The 15614-nt window shown below is 33.5% G+C and carries 18 protein-coding genes; 15 read left to right on the top strand and 3 right to left on the bottom strand.

What is annotated here, in order from left to right:
- Positions 1–24: 24 nt before the first annotated feature.
- From BUB48_RS06060 to BUB48_RS05990, 15 genes are all read left to right on the top strand, one after another.
- The gene (locus BUB48_RS06060; protein ID WP_073025360.1) at positions 25–1203 is read left to right on the top strand and encodes an acetyl-CoA C-acetyltransferase; all 1179 of its coding nucleotides are present in this window, start codon (positions 25–27) and stop codon (positions 1201–1203) included.
- 257 nt (positions 1204–1460) lie between these two features.
- Positions 1461–1913 (top strand): Hsp20/alpha crystallin family protein, encoded by a 453-nt coding sequence (locus tag BUB48_RS06055; RefSeq protein ID WP_073025359.1) that lies wholly within the window; start codon positions 1461–1463, stop codon positions 1911–1913.
- A 295-nt stretch (positions 1914–2208) separates the two neighbouring features.
- Positions 2209–2940, top strand: a complete 732-nt coding sequence (locus BUB48_RS06050) for a LytR/AlgR family response regulator transcription factor (protein WP_073025358.1) — start codon at positions 2209–2211, stop codon at positions 2938–2940.
- Positions 2933–4228: a sensor histidine kinase gene (locus BUB48_RS06045; protein WP_073025357.1), complete on the top strand. Its 1296-nt coding sequence runs from the start codon at positions 2933–2935 to the stop codon at positions 4226–4228. The genes BUB48_RS06050 and BUB48_RS06045 overlap by 8 nt, the downstream gene beginning before the upstream one ends.
- 187 nt (positions 4229–4415) lie before the next feature.
- Entirely contained in the window at positions 4416–4649 is a 234-nt protein-coding gene (locus tag BUB48_RS06040; protein WP_073025356.1) for a hypothetical protein, read from the top strand.
- A 157-nt stretch (positions 4650–4806) separates the two neighbouring features.
- Entirely contained in the window at positions 4807–5109 is a 303-nt protein-coding gene (locus tag BUB48_RS06035) for a hypothetical protein (protein ID WP_073025355.1), read from the top strand.
- 50 nt (positions 5110–5159) lie between these two features.
- Positions 5160–7010, top strand: a complete 1851-nt coding sequence (locus BUB48_RS06030) for a hypothetical protein (RefSeq protein WP_073025354.1) — start codon at positions 5160–5162, stop codon at positions 7008–7010.
- Positions 6991–8409 (top strand): radical SAM/SPASM domain-containing protein, encoded by a 1419-nt coding sequence (locus BUB48_RS06025; RefSeq protein WP_073025353.1) that lies wholly within the window; start codon positions 6991–6993, stop codon positions 8407–8409. The genes BUB48_RS06030 and BUB48_RS06025 overlap by 20 nt, the downstream gene beginning before the upstream one ends.
- A gap of 27 nt (positions 8410–8436) precedes the next feature.
- Positions 8437–9567, top strand: coding sequence for a hypothetical protein (locus BUB48_RS06020; protein WP_073025352.1), 1131 nt, complete (start codon positions 8437–8439; stop codon positions 9565–9567).
- 49 nt (positions 9568–9616) lie between these two features.
- Positions 9617–10078 (top strand): ankyrin repeat domain-containing protein, encoded by a 462-nt coding sequence (locus BUB48_RS06015; protein WP_073025351.1) that lies wholly within the window; start codon positions 9617–9619, stop codon positions 10076–10078.
- A 197-nt stretch (positions 10079–10275) separates the two neighbouring features.
- The gene (locus BUB48_RS06010) at positions 10276–10530 is read left to right on the top strand and encodes a hypothetical protein (RefSeq protein WP_073025350.1); all 255 of its coding nucleotides are present in this window, start codon (positions 10276–10278) and stop codon (positions 10528–10530) included.
- 777 nt (positions 10531–11307) lie between these two features.
- Positions 11308–11811 carry a hypothetical protein gene (locus BUB48_RS06005; protein WP_073025349.1) on the top strand — a complete coding sequence of 168 codons (504 nt, stop codon included), beginning with the start codon at positions 11308–11310 and terminating at the stop codon, positions 11809–11811.
- A 115-nt stretch (positions 11812–11926) separates the two neighbouring features.
- The gene (locus BUB48_RS06000; RefSeq protein WP_073025348.1) at positions 11927–12070 is read left to right on the top strand and encodes a cyclic lactone autoinducer peptide; all 144 of its coding nucleotides are present in this window, start codon (positions 11927–11929) and stop codon (positions 12068–12070) included.
- A 5-nt stretch (positions 12071–12075) separates the two neighbouring features.
- Positions 12076–12666 (top strand): accessory gene regulator B family protein, encoded by a 591-nt coding sequence (locus BUB48_RS05995; RefSeq protein WP_073025347.1) that lies wholly within the window; start codon positions 12076–12078, stop codon positions 12664–12666.
- A gap of 65 nt (positions 12667–12731) precedes the next feature.
- The gene (locus tag BUB48_RS05990) at positions 12732–13055 is read left to right on the top strand and encodes a hypothetical protein (RefSeq protein WP_073025346.1); all 324 of its coding nucleotides are present in this window, start codon (positions 12732–12734) and stop codon (positions 13053–13055) included.
- Positions 13056–13616: 561 nt separating this feature from the next.
- On the opposite strand, the gene BUB48_RS05980 is transcribed toward BUB48_RS05990, so the two are convergent.
- From BUB48_RS05980 to pyrE, 3 genes are read right to left on the bottom strand one after another with little or no spacing between them, the layout of a single operon-like run.
- Positions 13617–14048 carry an aspartate carbamoyltransferase regulatory subunit gene (locus tag BUB48_RS05980; RefSeq protein ID WP_073025344.1) on the bottom strand — a complete coding sequence of 144 codons (432 nt, stop codon included), beginning with the start codon at positions 14046–14048 and terminating at the stop codon, positions 13617–13619.
- 3 nt (positions 14049–14051) lie between these two features.
- Entirely contained in the window at positions 14052–14966 is a 915-nt protein-coding gene (gene pyrB / locus BUB48_RS05975; RefSeq protein ID WP_073025343.1) for an aspartate carbamoyltransferase, read from the bottom strand.
- Positions 14966–15604, bottom strand: coding sequence for an orotate phosphoribosyltransferase (gene pyrE / locus BUB48_RS05970; RefSeq protein WP_073025342.1), 639 nt, complete (start codon positions 15602–15604; stop codon positions 14966–14968). Before pyrE ends, pyrB begins: the two co-directional genes overlap by 1 nt.
- Between the last annotated feature and the right edge of the window lie 10 nt (positions 15605–15614).

Genomic DNA, 15614 nt, shown 5'->3' with positions numbered 1-15614 from the left:
ATTTTAGGAAAGGGGACTAATAACTTGAGAGAAGTCGTTATAGTTAGTGCTGTAAGAACTGCTATTGGAACTTTTGGAGGAAGTTTTAAAGATGTATCTCCGATAAAATTAGGAGCAACAGTTGTAAAAGAAGCAATGGCTAGAGCTAATGTTAAACCTGAAATGGTGGATGAAGTCATATTCGGCAGCGTGCTTCAGGCTGGTCTCGGTCAGAATGTAGCAAGACAAGTATCAATTGCTGCAGGAATACCCGCTGAAGTGCCATCTATGACTATAAATAAGGTATGTGGCTCGGGTTTGAAAACAGTAAGCCTTGGTGCTCAGGCTATTATGTTGGGAGAAGCTGATGTGGTTGTAGCAGGAGGTACTGAGAACATGAGTATGGCTCCCTATCTGTTGAAGAATGCAAGATGGGGTCATAGAATGGGAGACGGAGCTGTTGTTGATTACATGGTATATGATGGTCTTACTGATGTATTCAACAATTATCATATGGGAATTACCGCAGAGAACATAGCAGAAAAATGGAACATAACAAGAGAAGACCAGGATAAGTTCGCCTTAGAGAGCCAGTTGAAAGCAGAGAAGGCTATAAAGAGCGGAAGATTTAAGGATGAGATAGTGCCCGTTGAAATCCCACAGAAAAAAGGAGATCCTGTTATAGTTGATACAGATGAGCATCCTCGCTTTGGTACAACATTAGAGGCATTGGCAAAACTGAAACCTGCTTTCAAGAAAGATGGAACAGTTACAGCAGGAAATGCTTCAGGAATAAATGACGGAGCAGCTGCAGTAGTGCTCATGTCAAAAGAAAAAGCAGAAGAGCTTGGAATCACGCCTATGGCAACAATAGTATCCTTTGCTTCAGCAGGCGTTGATCCAACAATCATGGGATATGGACCTGTACCAGCTTCCAGAAAGGCACTAGAAAAAGCAAATATGACTATTGATGACATAGATTTGGTAGAAGCTAATGAAGCTTTTGCAGCTCAATCCATAGCTGTTGTAAGAGATCTTGGATTGGATCCTGAGAAAACTAACGTAAACGGTGGAGCAATAGCTTTGGGTCATCCTATCGGATGCTCCGGAACGAGAATATTGGTAACATTGCTTCATGAAATGGTAAAGAGAGATGCTAAGACTGGTCTTGCAACTCTTTGCATAGGCGGAGGCCAAGGTACTTCATTAATAGTAAAGAGATAACAGCATTGACAACCATAATATGAACTGATGAAAAAGAAGATCCTGACTTTTATGGGTCTTCTTTTTATGTTATCAAATAAAATGAAAGTCTAATGAAAAATATTGAGAAAATAAGAGATAAATTCAAATATTTAGATATAAACACAAATTTTTATATAATATTAAGCATATCACTAATTGATATTAAGACACAATGGTGCAATAATATGATTGAAGGTCAAAGAAAGTCAAAGTCAAATTAGTTGGAGGTGTTTCATATGTTTCTAATTCCATATGGCAGAAGAAATAAATCACTGGCTAACAAAAGCAGAGATATTTTCGACATAGATAATTTATTTGACGATTTCTTCAATGATTCCTTTATGCCAGCTTGGTTCATGGAGAACACTCAGATGAGAGTGGATGTAAAGGAAAATGATAGGGAATACATTGTAGAAGCAGATTTGCCAGGAGTAAACAAGGAAAATATAAACATTGAACTTGACAATGACAGGCTTACCATTGCTGTAGAAAGAAACGAGGAAATAAATGTGGAAAAGGAGAACTACATTAGAAGAGAAAGAAGAAGCGGCAGCTTCTGCAGAAGCTTCTATGTAGAAAATGTAATCGAAGACAAGGTTACTGCAAAGTTTGAAAACGGAGTCCTAACAATAGTGCTGCCTAAAAAGGAACCAACTCCAAAGAAGAGAAACAGAATAGAGATCAAATAGTATTAATAGGGGCTGATGGATAACTGACAAGCAGTCAGTTATCCATCAGCCTTCTTAATTTATCCAAGATCAATTAACCAGAGAGGGATGAAGAAAATGTTCTCCTTGTTTTTTTGTTAGTGTTGCATTTGAGTTGCTAGCTTGAAGCATTTCACTATCATCCTACTTTGTCCCTATTTTACCAAATACAAGTTGAGATATGGACAGGTTTTATGCTATAATTATACAAATTAAATAAAATATGTTAAATAAAGGTTTAGTTTTCTATAATATCCTTTTAAAGGAGGTGTCCTATATGATTAATGTAGCTATATGTGATGATGAGAAAGCTATATGTGCCTACATGGAAAATGTATTATTGGAAATAGGACAGACCTTTTGCGAGGAAATATCTGTAGAGACATTCTATTCTGGAGAAAAATTATGCCAGTCATTACATGAAGGAGTGTATTATGATGTAATATTTTTAGATATTGACCTAAAGACCATGAATGGAATAAGAATTGGTAAACTCATAAGAGAAGTAATAGCTAATGATATCACCCATATAGTTTATGTGTCAGGAAAAGACAGCTATGCCATGGAACTTTTCGATATAAGGCCTCTCAATTTCCTAATAAAACCTCTTACATATGAGAAAATCCAGAAAGTATTTATGACAGCCTTAAGACTTTTACGTAATAATGGCATTATTTTTGAATATCAAAAGGGTCATTGTTTTTATAGAATACCGATAAATAATATTTTATATTTTGAAAGTATGGGTAAAAAAATCCGCATTATTATGAAAGATACCATAGAGGAATATTATTCCAAATTGTCAATAATACAAAGGCAGATTAGAGGAGCGCCTTTCATATCCATTCATAAATCATATCTGGTAAATTATGATCACATAGTTGAAGTGCAATATGATAAAGTTAGGATATCCAATAATGTGATACTGCCCATTAGCCAACATAACAGAAAGGCTGTGAGAGACAAGCTTTTGCAGATGAGACAGAAAGAGGTTAATAACAATGCTTGATAATTACGATATTATTTATCTTCTGTCAAATATCTTTGGTACTTATATAATTTTCAAATTTATGACTTTTTTCTTTGAAAATGATGCAGTCAGCAAAAATTTTGAATTCATATCTTATATACTTTATTATCTATCTATAGCTATTATTTACATTATGTTTAACAATCCAGGTGTTAATTTAATTTCAAATCTTATTCTATTTTTCTTGCTAACGTTTAATTATCCAGCTTCATTGAAGTCAAGACTTATTGCAACGATTTACATATATGCAATATTGCTGTCTGTTGAAGCTTTAACAGTGTATGGGTTAAAATCTATGAACTTAAATCAATTAAGCGATGATGCCAATGTAGAATTAATAGCTGCACTAATTAGTACAAAGATAATTTCATATATGATCATGCTTGCTTTATCAAATTTCAAAATGATAAAAAATGATATAAACATTTCTCCTATGCATTGGATTGCAATAATTTTAATACCTGTAGGAACTCTCTTTTCCACCTTTATTTTGATAACTATAGAAGCTCAATACAAATTGTATTTTATTTTGATAAGTATATCAATATTATTCATTATTAATGTTTTTGTATTTTATTTATATGATGCTTTGATAAGATCTTATAACGAAAAAATAGAAAAAGAATTGCTGCACCAGCAGAATAATGCTTATATAAAACAACTTGACATTATTAATCAATCTAATGAGAATATAAAGATTCTCAGACATGATATAAAAAATCATATCTCAGTTTTACAGGTCCTAATAGAAAAAAACGACAATAAAGGTGCTTTGGAATATTTACATAGAATTTTTGATTTAATCGGAGAATCAAACAATCATATCAAATCCGGCAATATGCCGGTAGATAGTATATTGAATTATAAGATAAATGAGGCAAAAAAGCTTGGCATAGAAGTGGATTTGGAATTGAACATGCCTGAGAAATTAGATATCCAGCCTTTTGATTTGAGCATAATTCTTGGCAATTTGTTTGATAATGCTATAGAGGCGGTATCAAAATTGGAAAGGGATAAAACCATTAAAGCTTCTATCAAGCTAGATAGAAATGTTCTTTATATTAGCATCTCAAATCCCTTTGACGGAAATCTTGTCTATGAAAACAGCGATCTTAAGACGACTCATAGAGATAAAGAAAATCATGGATTTGGTTTAAAGAGTGTAAAAAAGGCCATTGGCAAATATAATGGAGCGATAACCATACAACATACAGACTCTATGTTTTATGCAGATGTTCTTTTATATAATTTTTGTCATAGTTTTTAGAAATAAGAAATCCAAGCTGAAGGCCTTACTACAAATATATTTCCTAAACAAACATAATTTTAAATTTTACCAAAAATGTGTATAAGTTTTACCACTTTCCCCCATTAGGGGGCTTTTTTATTATAAGCTAAAAATAGCTATCAATAAATAACGCATGAAGTAAAACAGAAATAAAGGAGGTGAAATTATGGAAAACAAAGGCATATTGAACTCAATTAACCTAAATTCAGTTGAGAATTTAAGTATTACTGAAATGGAGAACAGACTTGAATTCAGCTTTATCTTTGCTGGTGTTCCGGATTATTATGATGGTAGAATATGTGATGCTATTGTATGTGATAAGATATGTGACTGCATCTCCGCAGTATGTGATGCAATATGTGATCAAATATGTGGACAAATATGCGATGCAATTTGGTAGCAATTTGATTTTGCAAAATAATTAAGGTTACATACTCAAACTCATCTTTGGCTGGGGCAAAGATGAGTTTGAGTAATCCTCAATTAGTTCTTTCGGATGTTTATTAGACAGGTTATGCAAATTGAATAATGTGAAAATATAACTTGGGGGAATGTTTATGAATAATATTATTAGAACTATTAACCTGTTCAATGAAGACAATCTAATATTGGAAAAATCTGAAGAAAGAATTGTCTATTCGATTATGGACATATCAATTTTAGATATAATCCGCCCTGAGTGTACAACCGGTGTATGTGATGTAATTTGCAGTCCTATTTGTGATAAAGTATGCGATAAGATTTGTGGGGATATCTGTGACAAGATATGTGATAAAGTTTGTGATGTTTTTTGTGACACAATATATCCATGCGATGTAAATTTCGTTTGCGGAAGATTCTGTGACAAGGTCATCTGGTAGACTGATGATGGAAATAACATGATATTAAAGCGAAAGAAAGGATAAATGTTATGATACAAGAATATCATAAAATTGTTAAAGAACTGTCCAGATTGCATATTGTTCCCTTTCATAAATGGAATGAAACGACGAAAGCTATTTTAGCTTCTATATTAGGAAACATACCTTTTTTTATTACAAGGAACGGTAATATTTTTTTAGGAGAGGATTCCCAAGAAAAAATAAAAAATAATAGGATATGCTTTCAGGCTCATCTCGATCATCCTGGAGGAAGGCTTTACTATAGTCAAGATGAGGAATATATGTACTCAAAATTGTACGGACATAGAACTTCAAAATATTTAGTGGGCAGAAATTTTGGAGTGTTTTTGCCGGGAATGTATGAAAGTATAGATCAACTTGAGGTAGAGCATTGTCATAGAAGTGGCATGGATGGCGTCACATTGTTTTTTAAAGCTCATAATGATTTGATAAAAACTTATGATTCAGGTGAACTTGTCATCCATTATGATGGGTCTCCTGTATTAAAAAATGATACTTTGACAAATTGGAACTTAGATAATATATTGAATGCTGCTCTTATCATATATCTGATGAAATATGAAAACTATGCTGATAAGTATTACGGACTTTTGACGCTTAATGAAGAGGTAAGTCATTCAGGATTGTATGAGTTTTTAAACATAATTTATGATAGGGATCTATATTTTATATCTATGGATGCCATAGACTCATCGATAAACAGCAATAATGGCTTCGGTATACGCACAAAACAAAATGGTGTAGAGCTGGATAAGTTTATCCCTGAAGGAGTTATGCATCAGTTAGATGAAAAGTATAAAGCGGAAATTCCCTTTGGAGTATGCGAAGGTGTAACTCTGGTAAAAGAAAACAGACCAAGCATAAGCCTGTTTATTAAGATTAATCATTTTCACAATGGCATTCCTTTTAGTAAATTTGGAGCGGAGGAAATTGATTTATCACTTTTGAAAGAATATACTGAATTTATAAAAACTATTGCTTTTAAAATTGAAAGTGAAATAACAAATGAGCCCATATCTGCAAATATAAAAACATCCATTAAGGAACCTGATATTAATATCACAAATCACTCAGATCATATAAGGAACATCATTTTAAGCTGCGATAATTATGTTGATTATTTAACCCGAGGCCTTCCAGAGTTGAGAAAAATATTTTCAACTTACAGCTTGGACATGCCTAATCTGGATAGTAACTCATATTACAGATATAAAGAATTTTTGTCAAGTAAAAAAATAACCCCAATAGAAAAAAAAGATATAATAGATATCCGTGAATATTTATCCGGTGAAATTGAAACTTTGTTCGGTATTAACAAAGATGTTTTTCTTAAAGATATTGATAACATTGAGATAGTGCGCATATTATTAGGTAATTTCAATGCATGCAATTGCTTTAACCCAAACCGTGTTATAATGCTCTCTGATGACAGGATTGATGAGCAAGATATATTAAGACTCATCACCCATGAGCTAACACATTTCATGACTGCTGGCATATGGCGTAGCATGAATATGCCACATGAGTTAATAAAGTATTATGATGAAGGGCTTGCAGTTTATCTGTCTGCCAAGAAATTTGACATAGATATCAGACAAAGCTTGGGCTTTTCAAATGAAGTATATGAAAGATTTTTAGAACAAAAGCCGCAGTTGGAAAAATGGTTCTCCGATTTTTATAAAGGCAACTTTTATAAGATTCATAAAGGCAATATTCATGAATATTTCATAAAAAATGATGTGCCTCATCCATTTTATGCTAACGGAAGCAATGTGTCCCGTTATGGATATTTTTTATCTGCATTGGATACAAAAAGGTTCATAGAGGAAGGAGTTTATTATGAAAAACTATTATGTTAGCAAATATCTAAATATAATACCTCTTAAAGACACATATCTGTTATTTAATGGATTCAATGGATGTATAGATGAGGTTTCTAAAGAGATGGGCCAACTTCTAAGCAATAAGGATAAAGTGGTATCTTCCCAGGATATTGCCGATGTGGAAATTGAATTCCTGCAAAGAAGAGGGCATGTAACAAATCTTACTCCTGAAGAAGAAAAGAAAGAGTTTGTTAAGTTTGTTAAGAAAATAGATGAGTTTAATTTAAAAAATGATTTTTCAGAGTGCAACTTGATGTTGCTACTATCATATGCATGTAATCTAAATTGCTATTACTGTTATCAGAAGCCAATTAGAGGAAAAAAAGAAAATAAGGTTATGACGAAAGAATTTGTGGATCAATTGTTTGGCATATATTTTGAAAAGTTATATAGAGATGTTTCAAGAGAAGACCTGGACATTACCTTATATGGAGGAGAACCTTTTTTAAAAAGGAATAGGGATGTGGTAGAAAGGGTATTGGAGTATTCCAATAAATATTCAATCAATGTAGGTGCCATATCCAATTGTACTCAATTGGAACATTACCTGGATTTGGTTGGTCCTCTGCCGGGCCAAATAAACTTCATACAAGTATCAATAGACGGCAACCAAGAAGATCACGATACAAGTAGAGTTTCAGAGCCTGGAAAGCCAACATTTGATACAATAGTAAGGAATATCCATTTAATGCTGGATAGGAAAGTAAAGTTGAATATAAGAATAAATATTGATGCCAATTCTTTGGAAAAACTGGCATTCTTGTACGATTTTCTTGAAAAGGAAGAAATTTTAAATCATCCATACGCATATATTTATCTGCATCCTTTGCACAATCACTTCAAGCAAACAGATGACAGTTCTTTTGTAGGACATATGGAAGCCGCTGCAACAATAGAATCAATCAATATAAAAAGCAAAATCAGACATCCCATAAGAAGAAAAGCAGAGGGATTGGCATATCTTATGAAAATTCAAAGGGGCATACCATTCAGAAAAACAAGATTTTGCATGCAAAATATACCCAATAACTTTCTCATTGACCCATATGGAGACATATACGGCTGCTATGAGGAAGCAGGCAGGGATGATTATAAAATAGGATACCTGAAAAATGGAGAGGTTTATTTTAACTCATTGAGAGAAGATTACCTAAACAGAAATCTGCTTAATCTTGATAAGTGTTTGGAATGTTCCATCTCACTGCTTTGTGCCGGAGAATGCGGCGTTCAGGCTAGAGAAAACAATGGAAGTATATATAACCCATATTGCAGCACAAGGAAAGATGAAATTTATGAAGCCATCAAATATATATATACTGAGCGAGAACAGGATGATCGCATAGATAGTTTAAATTTCCTATTTCCTCATCTGTAATTATGCAAAACAAAAGCGAGTGATAATATGAGAGCTGGCTCAGAATATGTTAATGTATTTAAAAATGAATATATGCCGGATTATAAAAATGGGAATTTAATAATCAACAAGACATCTTGCTATAAGGTAAGTAAAGAAGTGGCTTATCTCATATCCGTTCTGCCTGAAAAAGGTGATAAAGAAGAGTATTTAAGGCATTTAACATCTTTAAATATAGAAAACAGTCAGGTTATATTTGACAAATTGATTGATCTTGGAGTGTTAAAGGAAAGACAGTATGAAAGTTTCAATAAAAAATTTAAGCATATAATACGCAAAATATTTAATCCTCAAATTCAGGTGCTTTCAAGCAGTATTCAAGAAAAGCTTTTTGGTCACAGCTTTTTATATAATTTAAGGGAAAATACCATGCTTAAACTTGTGTCTATCTCTGTTCTGCTGGTGGCTGTTTTAGGATTGCCTTTTAATAGTTTTTTTTCAGCCTATCAAAAAGAAGATAATTTTTACATATCAGATTTCTTTGCTTTATTATTGATTATTATAATTGGCATCATGTTTCATGAACTTGGACATTCATACATGTGCAGCTACTGCGGCATAGGATTAAGACCTATCAGTTTTTCCGTATATTTGATATATCCAGTTATGTTTACGAATGTATCAGGGATAGATGAACTTGATTTGAAACAAAGAATTTTGGTTAATATTGCAGGATTGTTTGCGCAAGGCATATATATGGTTTTATTAATTATTTTATATATAGTAACTAAATACAGCATTTTTCTAATATGTATAAATATGCTTTTTTATACTTTTTATTTTAATTTTCATCCTTTCATGAGAACAGATGGATATTGGTTTTTCAGAGATGTTTTGCAGTATTATGAGAATAATAAAATAGGTAAAGTTGCAAACAACATTTACTACTTCTTATATTTTTTATTCACAATAATTTTAATTAAAAAAGGTGCTTTGATTGTAAAATTCATAGTGTCATACTTTAGGGATTTCAGTAATATTAAACTTAATGTGAGACTTTTAATGAATTTATTTTATATGTATTTAGTAATAATTCTTTTTAGAGCTATCACAAATAGGTTTTTAGAGTTCTATAATCGCTTTATAAGAAAAAAAGAGGTTGATAATTGTGCTCAATAGCATCATTAAGGGTGTTAAAAAATAAAATAGAATAAGGAGGAGATATTATATGCTAAATAAAGGTTCGAGAGCAACAATGGTTTTAGCAGCAGTATTTGTGTCAGTGATCATGTTACTGAACTTCAACAACATCGTTTTATCTGCTGATTCAAAGACAACAGACGGGCTTCAGGAAGAGAATTCTGTGATTCTTAAATCTGATGATGAGAAAAGGGTTAGTAATATGGAATTTACGATTGATATGTTAACACAGGCAGTATTGGAGAACAACATTGCATTAGTTAAGAGGATATTAGCCAGTGGAACAGTTGATATAAACAGTCAGGATTCAGAAGGGCAATATCCTATTGAGATGGTGCTGGTAATGGGAAATTGCGATATGGCTAAAATATTGCTGGAAGCCGGAGCAGATCCTTATGTTATAACATCCAGTGGAAAGTCAGTGTATGATCTTGTAATGGAAGGAGATAACACCTACCTGAAGAAGATTTTTAAGCAATATGCCAAATAAAACTCCCTTCACCAAACAGGTGAGGGGAGTTTTCATTTTACGAGACATTCCTTCCAACCAAAGCAGAACTTTAAATTTTACCCAAAATATATGTAAATTTTACCATATTAACCCATTAGGGACTTTTTTTATTGTAAGATAAAATTAGCAATTAATCCAAACATTAAGCATCAGATTAAAATAAAGGAGGTGAAATTATGGATAACAAAGGTATATTGAATTCAATTAATTTGAATTCCGTTGAAAATTTGAGCATTACTGAGATGGAAAACAGACTTGAATTCAGCTTTATCGTTGCCGGTATTCCAGATCCCGGTGAAGTCGTAATATGTGATGGTATAGTATGCGATAAGATATGTGATTGTGTTGCTTCAGTATGTGATGGAATATGTGATGGAATATGCGATAAAATTTGTGATGCATTTCGTGATCCAGAGGAACGACTGATGTGATGCAAATTTTGTTTGCGGAAGAATTTGTGACAAAGTTGCCTTTTAAAAAACAGCAGAGGAGCTTCAAGAGAAAAATTTTGTGATACTGAAATCTGATGATGAGAAGCTTTTTAAGCAATATGCCAAATAAAGCTCCCTTCACCAAACAGGTACCGGAAATTTTCATTTTACAAGACATTTCTGCTAATCAATTCAAAATTTTAAATTTTACCAGAAACACATATAAGTTTTGCTATTCAATTCCTTAAAGGATATCTTTTAAGGTAGAGACATTTTTATATGTGATACTTGTTTTCCATGAGGATTTTATAAAGATAAACTAAATTTAATTATCATTTGCTTCAACATATACTGATTGATTTTTAAGATGCTGTAATGTGTACATTGTATATATTTTTCTGAAAAAGTGTTAGGTTATTGGAAAAACATGTATAAATTTTTAATTTGTACTTTCCGTAATAGGTTTCAAGAAAGGCTACCTAGATAAATATAAACACTTTTATAGTAAGCCTTTCTTATTTTAAAATGAAGCGAAAAATAATGTTAGTTAGGAGATATTTTACACAAAATTTGCTTATAAATAGAGAAAGCACAGATTTAAGAGTTTTGAAGTGATTATATATGGAACAATGTGTATGCAGACCTATAAAAGATTTTAGTCTCTTTTCATGCTGTTAAGCAAAATGATGATCAATGTAACATTGATATGATATATTTAAAAAGTATAATTCATATTATGAACTGGGCCAAGAAATACTTGGGAGGAGCTAGATAATAATGGAAATTACAGATAAGTCAATCAGTATTTTGATAGTAATTATATTGTTAATATATGTTGCATGTAATTATTATTATATGTCTCCCAAATCAATAAACACTACTTTATACGGACTTAAGTTCAGGATGGTAAATAGGGAAGATGTGGTACCCATTACCATATCAATTAATGGAACATATAGGCCATCAAAAGACGGGGGAATTGCATTTGAAGGCACTATTGATGTAGAAGACCAACGATTTGACTTTACTAAAATGACATTGATAATAAATAAAGATAGAATGGCAGGCTTAAAGAATAGCGATACAGTTCTGCATGCTTATTTTGGAGATAAGTTAGAAAAGATTATGATTAAAATATTTGAGCCCAATGAATCAGGTGTATATAGTTTTAGTTCTGCTGATGGATGGATGATTTCTGCGCCATCTAAAGATTGGAATGAGGCAGTACAATTAGCTAATGAACTTCTTCCCAAGAATCAAAGATTTGCTAATACTTTTTAAGAAAAAAACTGTAAGTTTTGCCAAAAACATATATAAGTTTTACCATCTAATCGCTTAAATGATATCTTTGATGTAATATAAAACTAAATGAAAAGATTTATGGGAGGTAATGGTAATGAAAAAAGCTTTAATAAAGTTGAGTAGTTTGATTGCCAGTTTTGCCTTGTTTATAACAACAATGAACGTAAATACAACATGTATATGCTTAATTCACCAACCAAAACTGCCTAAAGGTGCAGAGAATTTGCGCAAATTCTGATTGATATGGACTTGATTAATAAAATTGCGGATGGGCTCATTGCCAATGGAGCCATAAAAGTTGAAGACAGAGACTTATATGAGTATGGTTTAAAACAGGGATTATTAATAATTGTGAATATCCTTACAACAATAGCAATAGGCCTTTTGTTCAATATGGTTTGGCAAAGCCTTCTGTTTATGATTGCATACATTCCGTTGAGGTCATTTGCAGGAGGTTATCATGCAAGGACACAATCAAAATGTTACTTTTTTTCCATATTATTAACTATGTCAGTGCTTTTGGCAATAAAACTTATTCCTTGTACAAGGTTTAATATTGTATGTATAGCAATGATTGCAGCAATAATCATCTATGCCCTTGCTCCTGTGGAGGATGCCAACAAGCCCTTGGATAAAATGGAAGAGGAAGTATATAAAAAGCGAGCAAGAAAAATTCTTGCAGTAGAATTATGTGCTATGCTACTGGCCATGGGGCTGAGAGTGAGCTGGGTTTCGTTTTGCATATCTGTATCGATACTTGCATTAAGTATTTTGATAATTATTGGAAAGGTGAAGAATTTTAGAAGTGGAGGTTGTTGCACAACTAATAAATAGTTAGTTGGGCGGCAGCCTTCTTAAATTTATAAAAAACGAGAAATGGGCAAGTTGTAAGAAGTGATATGTTAAAAAACAATATGGCAAAGGCACAACAAGATAATTATGTATTGAGCAGGATTTTTGCTGGAAATCTAAAATACAGACTAAGGGATTTATTATATGCAGAACTGGGGCTTGTGGTGCGGAGTATCAATGCTTTTATACTTTTTATGTATGTAGCAGTCATCGGATTATATTTGCTTTTGTCATTTGATTCGGTGAAGGGCCCCATAATATCAATTTTATGGATAATGCCTTTAAGCATCATATCAGAAATAAACACAAGGAACATTTATTATAGTACTAGAGAGGTGATTCAGAGTACATCATATTTCAATAGGATGTAGATTTTAACGCATTATATTTGCGGAGTCCTTATAGTGTTTTTGCCCAATGTGCCATTGATTTGCAAAGGGCTATTGCTAAGGCAGCATATTGATATTACTATGATAATGGCAGGGAGCATATTTATCCCTTCTTTGGCCTTATTTTTAAGCGCATGGAGTAGAAGTCCAAATTTGTTTCAAATGATATATTTATTCATTCATTTGGTATACAGGTATTAGCTAGAATAATTATATCTTAAATTTTACGGGGCTATGCAATGTTGGAACAGATGTGGGCACGAGCATATTGATTGGTTATTCAGCTTTGAGTCTAATATTGTTGGCTGGCACGTATATTATAAGACTGATTGAACTAAAGACTGGATGATTATTTTAACATTAAGCTTAACAAAAAATGGACACAACGATACCATAACTGGTTTTGAGTATCGCTCCAGTGTCCATTTTTGATGTGTCAGGTCACAAGCAGGTTGGATGATTGTCTTGTTTGTTACTAAACCCCGATATTCATTGCTTTGAGGTTAGAGCTGTAAATGTATTTTTATATTAATGTTTCTTGATTTATAAAAAGCTTTGGGGTTCTGCTTTTGTATCGCAGTATATGCAGCGATAAATTCTGTTTTCTCTGTCTGTCAGCTTGAATACGTGCTTTAACCCTTGTTCTGTGGATACGATGCAGCGAGGGTTTTTGCATTTTATTACTCCTGTAATGGTGTTTGGCAATTGAGGATGGATCTTTTGAACCCTGACACCGTCTTTAATGATATTGACAGTAATCTGTGGTGCAATATATCCAAGTATATCAAAGTTTAAGTCGATGACTTCATTGACTTTCAGAATATCCTTTTTACCATGCTTCTCACTGAAGGCATTTTTTATGAGAGCTACTTCACATTGAAGCTCTTCCAGATTCAAATAGCGGTAAAGTTCCATGCCTCTGCCGGCAGGAATGTGGTCTATGACAACTCCGTTTACTATGCTTCCTATAATCATTGTTTAATTCACCCCCAAAAGATTAAGTATAAGTGCCATGCGGATATATTTACCACAAAGAACTTGTTTGAAATAGCAAGCTCGTGGATCAGAGTCTATTTCCACCGAAATTTCGTTTACCCTTGGCAGTGGATGGAGGATGGAGAGATCTTTTTTTGCATTTGAAAGTTTGTCAGGAGTAAGTATATAGCTGTCCTTGAGACGGACATAATCAGCTTCATTGAAGAAACGCTCGCGCTGGACTCGAGTCATGTACAGTATATCAAGTTTTGGCATTGCTTCTTCCAATGAGGTTGTTTCTGTAAATGGAATGTTGTTTTTTATAAGAACATCAGTGCGAAGATGCTCAGGAATCATCAGTTCTTCAGGAGAGATTAACACAAATTCTACATTATCATACCTTGACATGGCAGAGATAAGAGAATGAACTGTACGTCCGAATTTAAGATCTCCACAGCATCCAATTGTAAGATGGTCCAATCTTCCTTTTTCACGCTTTATTGTAAGGAGATCCGTCAAGGTCTGTGTAGGATGGTTATGGCTGCCATCTCCTGCATTGATGACTGGTATAGAAACACTTTGAGCAGCTACCAGGGGAGCTCCTTCCTTGGGATGTCTCATGGCTATTATGTCTGCAAAGCATTCCACCGTCCTTGCTGTGTCTGCAACGCTTTCGCCTTTAGCTGCGGAACTGCTGCCGGCCTCAGAAAAGCCTATGACATTGCCACCTAGCTCATACATGGCAGATTCAAAACTAAGTCTTGTACGGGTAGATGGCTCATAAAACAATGTGGCCAGTTTCTTTCCGCGGCACTTTTCACTATATTTTGCCGGGTTTTCTATTATGTCTTCAGCAACGGAGATGAGTTCGTCAATTTCTTCTTTTGAAAGATCAAGAATGTCTATAAGATGTTTCATTACTTTATACCTCCTATCCAACTTTCATCTGATGGATTATCTCTGAATGAGAGAAGCCTCTTTATATCATCTTCCTCAATATATTTTTCCTTTGCTGCTACCTCAACAATGGTGTCAAAGTCTGTGAGGCTTATGTTTTTTACATTAGCTTTTGAAAGTTTATCCATGCTTTCTTTCATGCCATAGGTAAATATGCTTGCGATACCAAGGATTTCAGCCCCTGCTTCCTTAAGCACATTTACAACCTCAATGGCACTTCCTCCCGTGGATATAAGGTCTTCTACGACCACAACCTTCTGACCGGGTATCAGTTTACCTTCAATCTTATTCTTTCGTCCGTGATCTTTTGCACTGGAACGAACATAGCCCATGGGAAGATTTAAAAGATGTGCCGTAATGGCTGCGTGGGCAATGCCTGCCGTACTGGTACCCATAAGAACTTCAGCTTCGGGATAATGGGTTTTTATAATATTTGCAAGGCCTGTTTCCACATCCATTCGCACTTCAGGATCAGAAAGTGTAAGACGGTTGTCGCAGTATATAGGGCTTTTTATGCCACTGGCCCAGATGAAAGGTTCATTAGGTCTGAGAAATACAGCTTTAATTTTAAGCAGATCCTTTGCAATTTTTACTTTCATTTACATCGCC

The organism is Lutispora thermophila DSM 19022 (genome assembly GCF_900142105.1).
In the GTDB taxonomy this organism is placed as follows: domain Bacteria; phylum Bacillota; class Clostridia; order Lutisporales; family Lutisporaceae; genus Lutispora; species Lutispora thermophila.
This window is presented reverse-complemented; position numbering and strand designations above follow the sequence as displayed.

What these genes read in the sequence shown, in the direction of transcription:
- BUB48_RS06055 (WP_073025359.1), top strand. Translation starts at nt 1,461, where the DNA reads ATGTTTCTAATTCCATATGGCAGAAGAAATAAATCACTGGCTAACAAA.
- BUB48_RS06050 (WP_073025358.1), top strand. Translation starts at nt 2,209, where the DNA reads ATGATTAATGTAGCTATATGTGATGATGAGAAAGCTATATGTGCCTAC.
- BUB48_RS06045 (WP_073025357.1), top strand. Translation starts at nt 2,933, where the DNA reads ATGCTTGATAATTACGATATTATTTATCTTCTGTCAAATATCTTTGGT.
- BUB48_RS06040 (WP_073025356.1), top strand. Translation starts at nt 4,416, where the DNA reads ATGGAAAACAAAGGCATATTGAACTCAATTAACCTAAATTCAGTTGAG.
- BUB48_RS06035 (WP_073025355.1), top strand. Translation starts at nt 4,807, where the DNA reads ATGAATAATATTATTAGAACTATTAACCTGTTCAATGAAGACAATCTA.
- BUB48_RS06030 (WP_073025354.1), top strand. Translation starts at nt 5,160, where the DNA reads ATGATACAAGAATATCATAAAATTGTTAAAGAACTGTCCAGATTGCAT.
- BUB48_RS06025 (WP_073025353.1), top strand. Translation starts at nt 6,991, where the DNA reads ATGAAAAACTATTATGTTAGCAAATATCTAAATATAATACCTCTTAAA.
- BUB48_RS06020 (WP_073025352.1), top strand. Translation starts at nt 8,437, where the DNA reads ATGAGAGCTGGCTCAGAATATGTTAATGTATTTAAAAATGAATATATG.
- BUB48_RS06015 (WP_073025351.1), top strand. Translation starts at nt 9,617, where the DNA reads ATGCTAAATAAAGGTTCGAGAGCAACAATGGTTTTAGCAGCAGTATTT.
- BUB48_RS06010 (WP_073025350.1), top strand. Translation starts at nt 10,276, where the DNA reads ATGGATAACAAAGGTATATTGAATTCAATTAATTTGAATTCCGTTGAA.
- BUB48_RS06005 (WP_073025349.1), top strand. Translation starts at nt 11,308, where the DNA reads ATGGAAATTACAGATAAGTCAATCAGTATTTTGATAGTAATTATATTG.
- BUB48_RS06000 (WP_073025348.1), top strand. Translation starts at nt 11,927, where the DNA reads ATGAAAAAAGCTTTAATAAAGTTGAGTAGTTTGATTGCCAGTTTTGCC.
- BUB48_RS05995 (WP_073025347.1), top strand. Translation starts at nt 12,076, where the DNA reads ATGGACTTGATTAATAAAATTGCGGATGGGCTCATTGCCAATGGAGCC.
- BUB48_RS05990 (WP_073025346.1), top strand. Translation starts at nt 12,732, where the DNA reads ATGTTAAAAAACAATATGGCAAAGGCACAACAAGATAATTATGTATTG.
- BUB48_RS05980 (WP_073025344.1), bottom strand. Translation starts at nt 14,048, where the DNA reads ATGATTATAGGAAGCATAGTAAACGGAGTTGTCATAGACCACATTCCT.
- pyrB (WP_073025343.1), bottom strand. Translation starts at nt 14,966, where the DNA reads ATGAAACATCTTATAGACATTCTTGATCTTTCAAAAGAAGAAATTGAC.
- pyrE (WP_073025342.1), bottom strand. Translation starts at nt 15,604, where the DNA reads ATGAAAGTAAAAATTGCAAAGGATCTGCTTAAAATTAAAGCTGTATTT.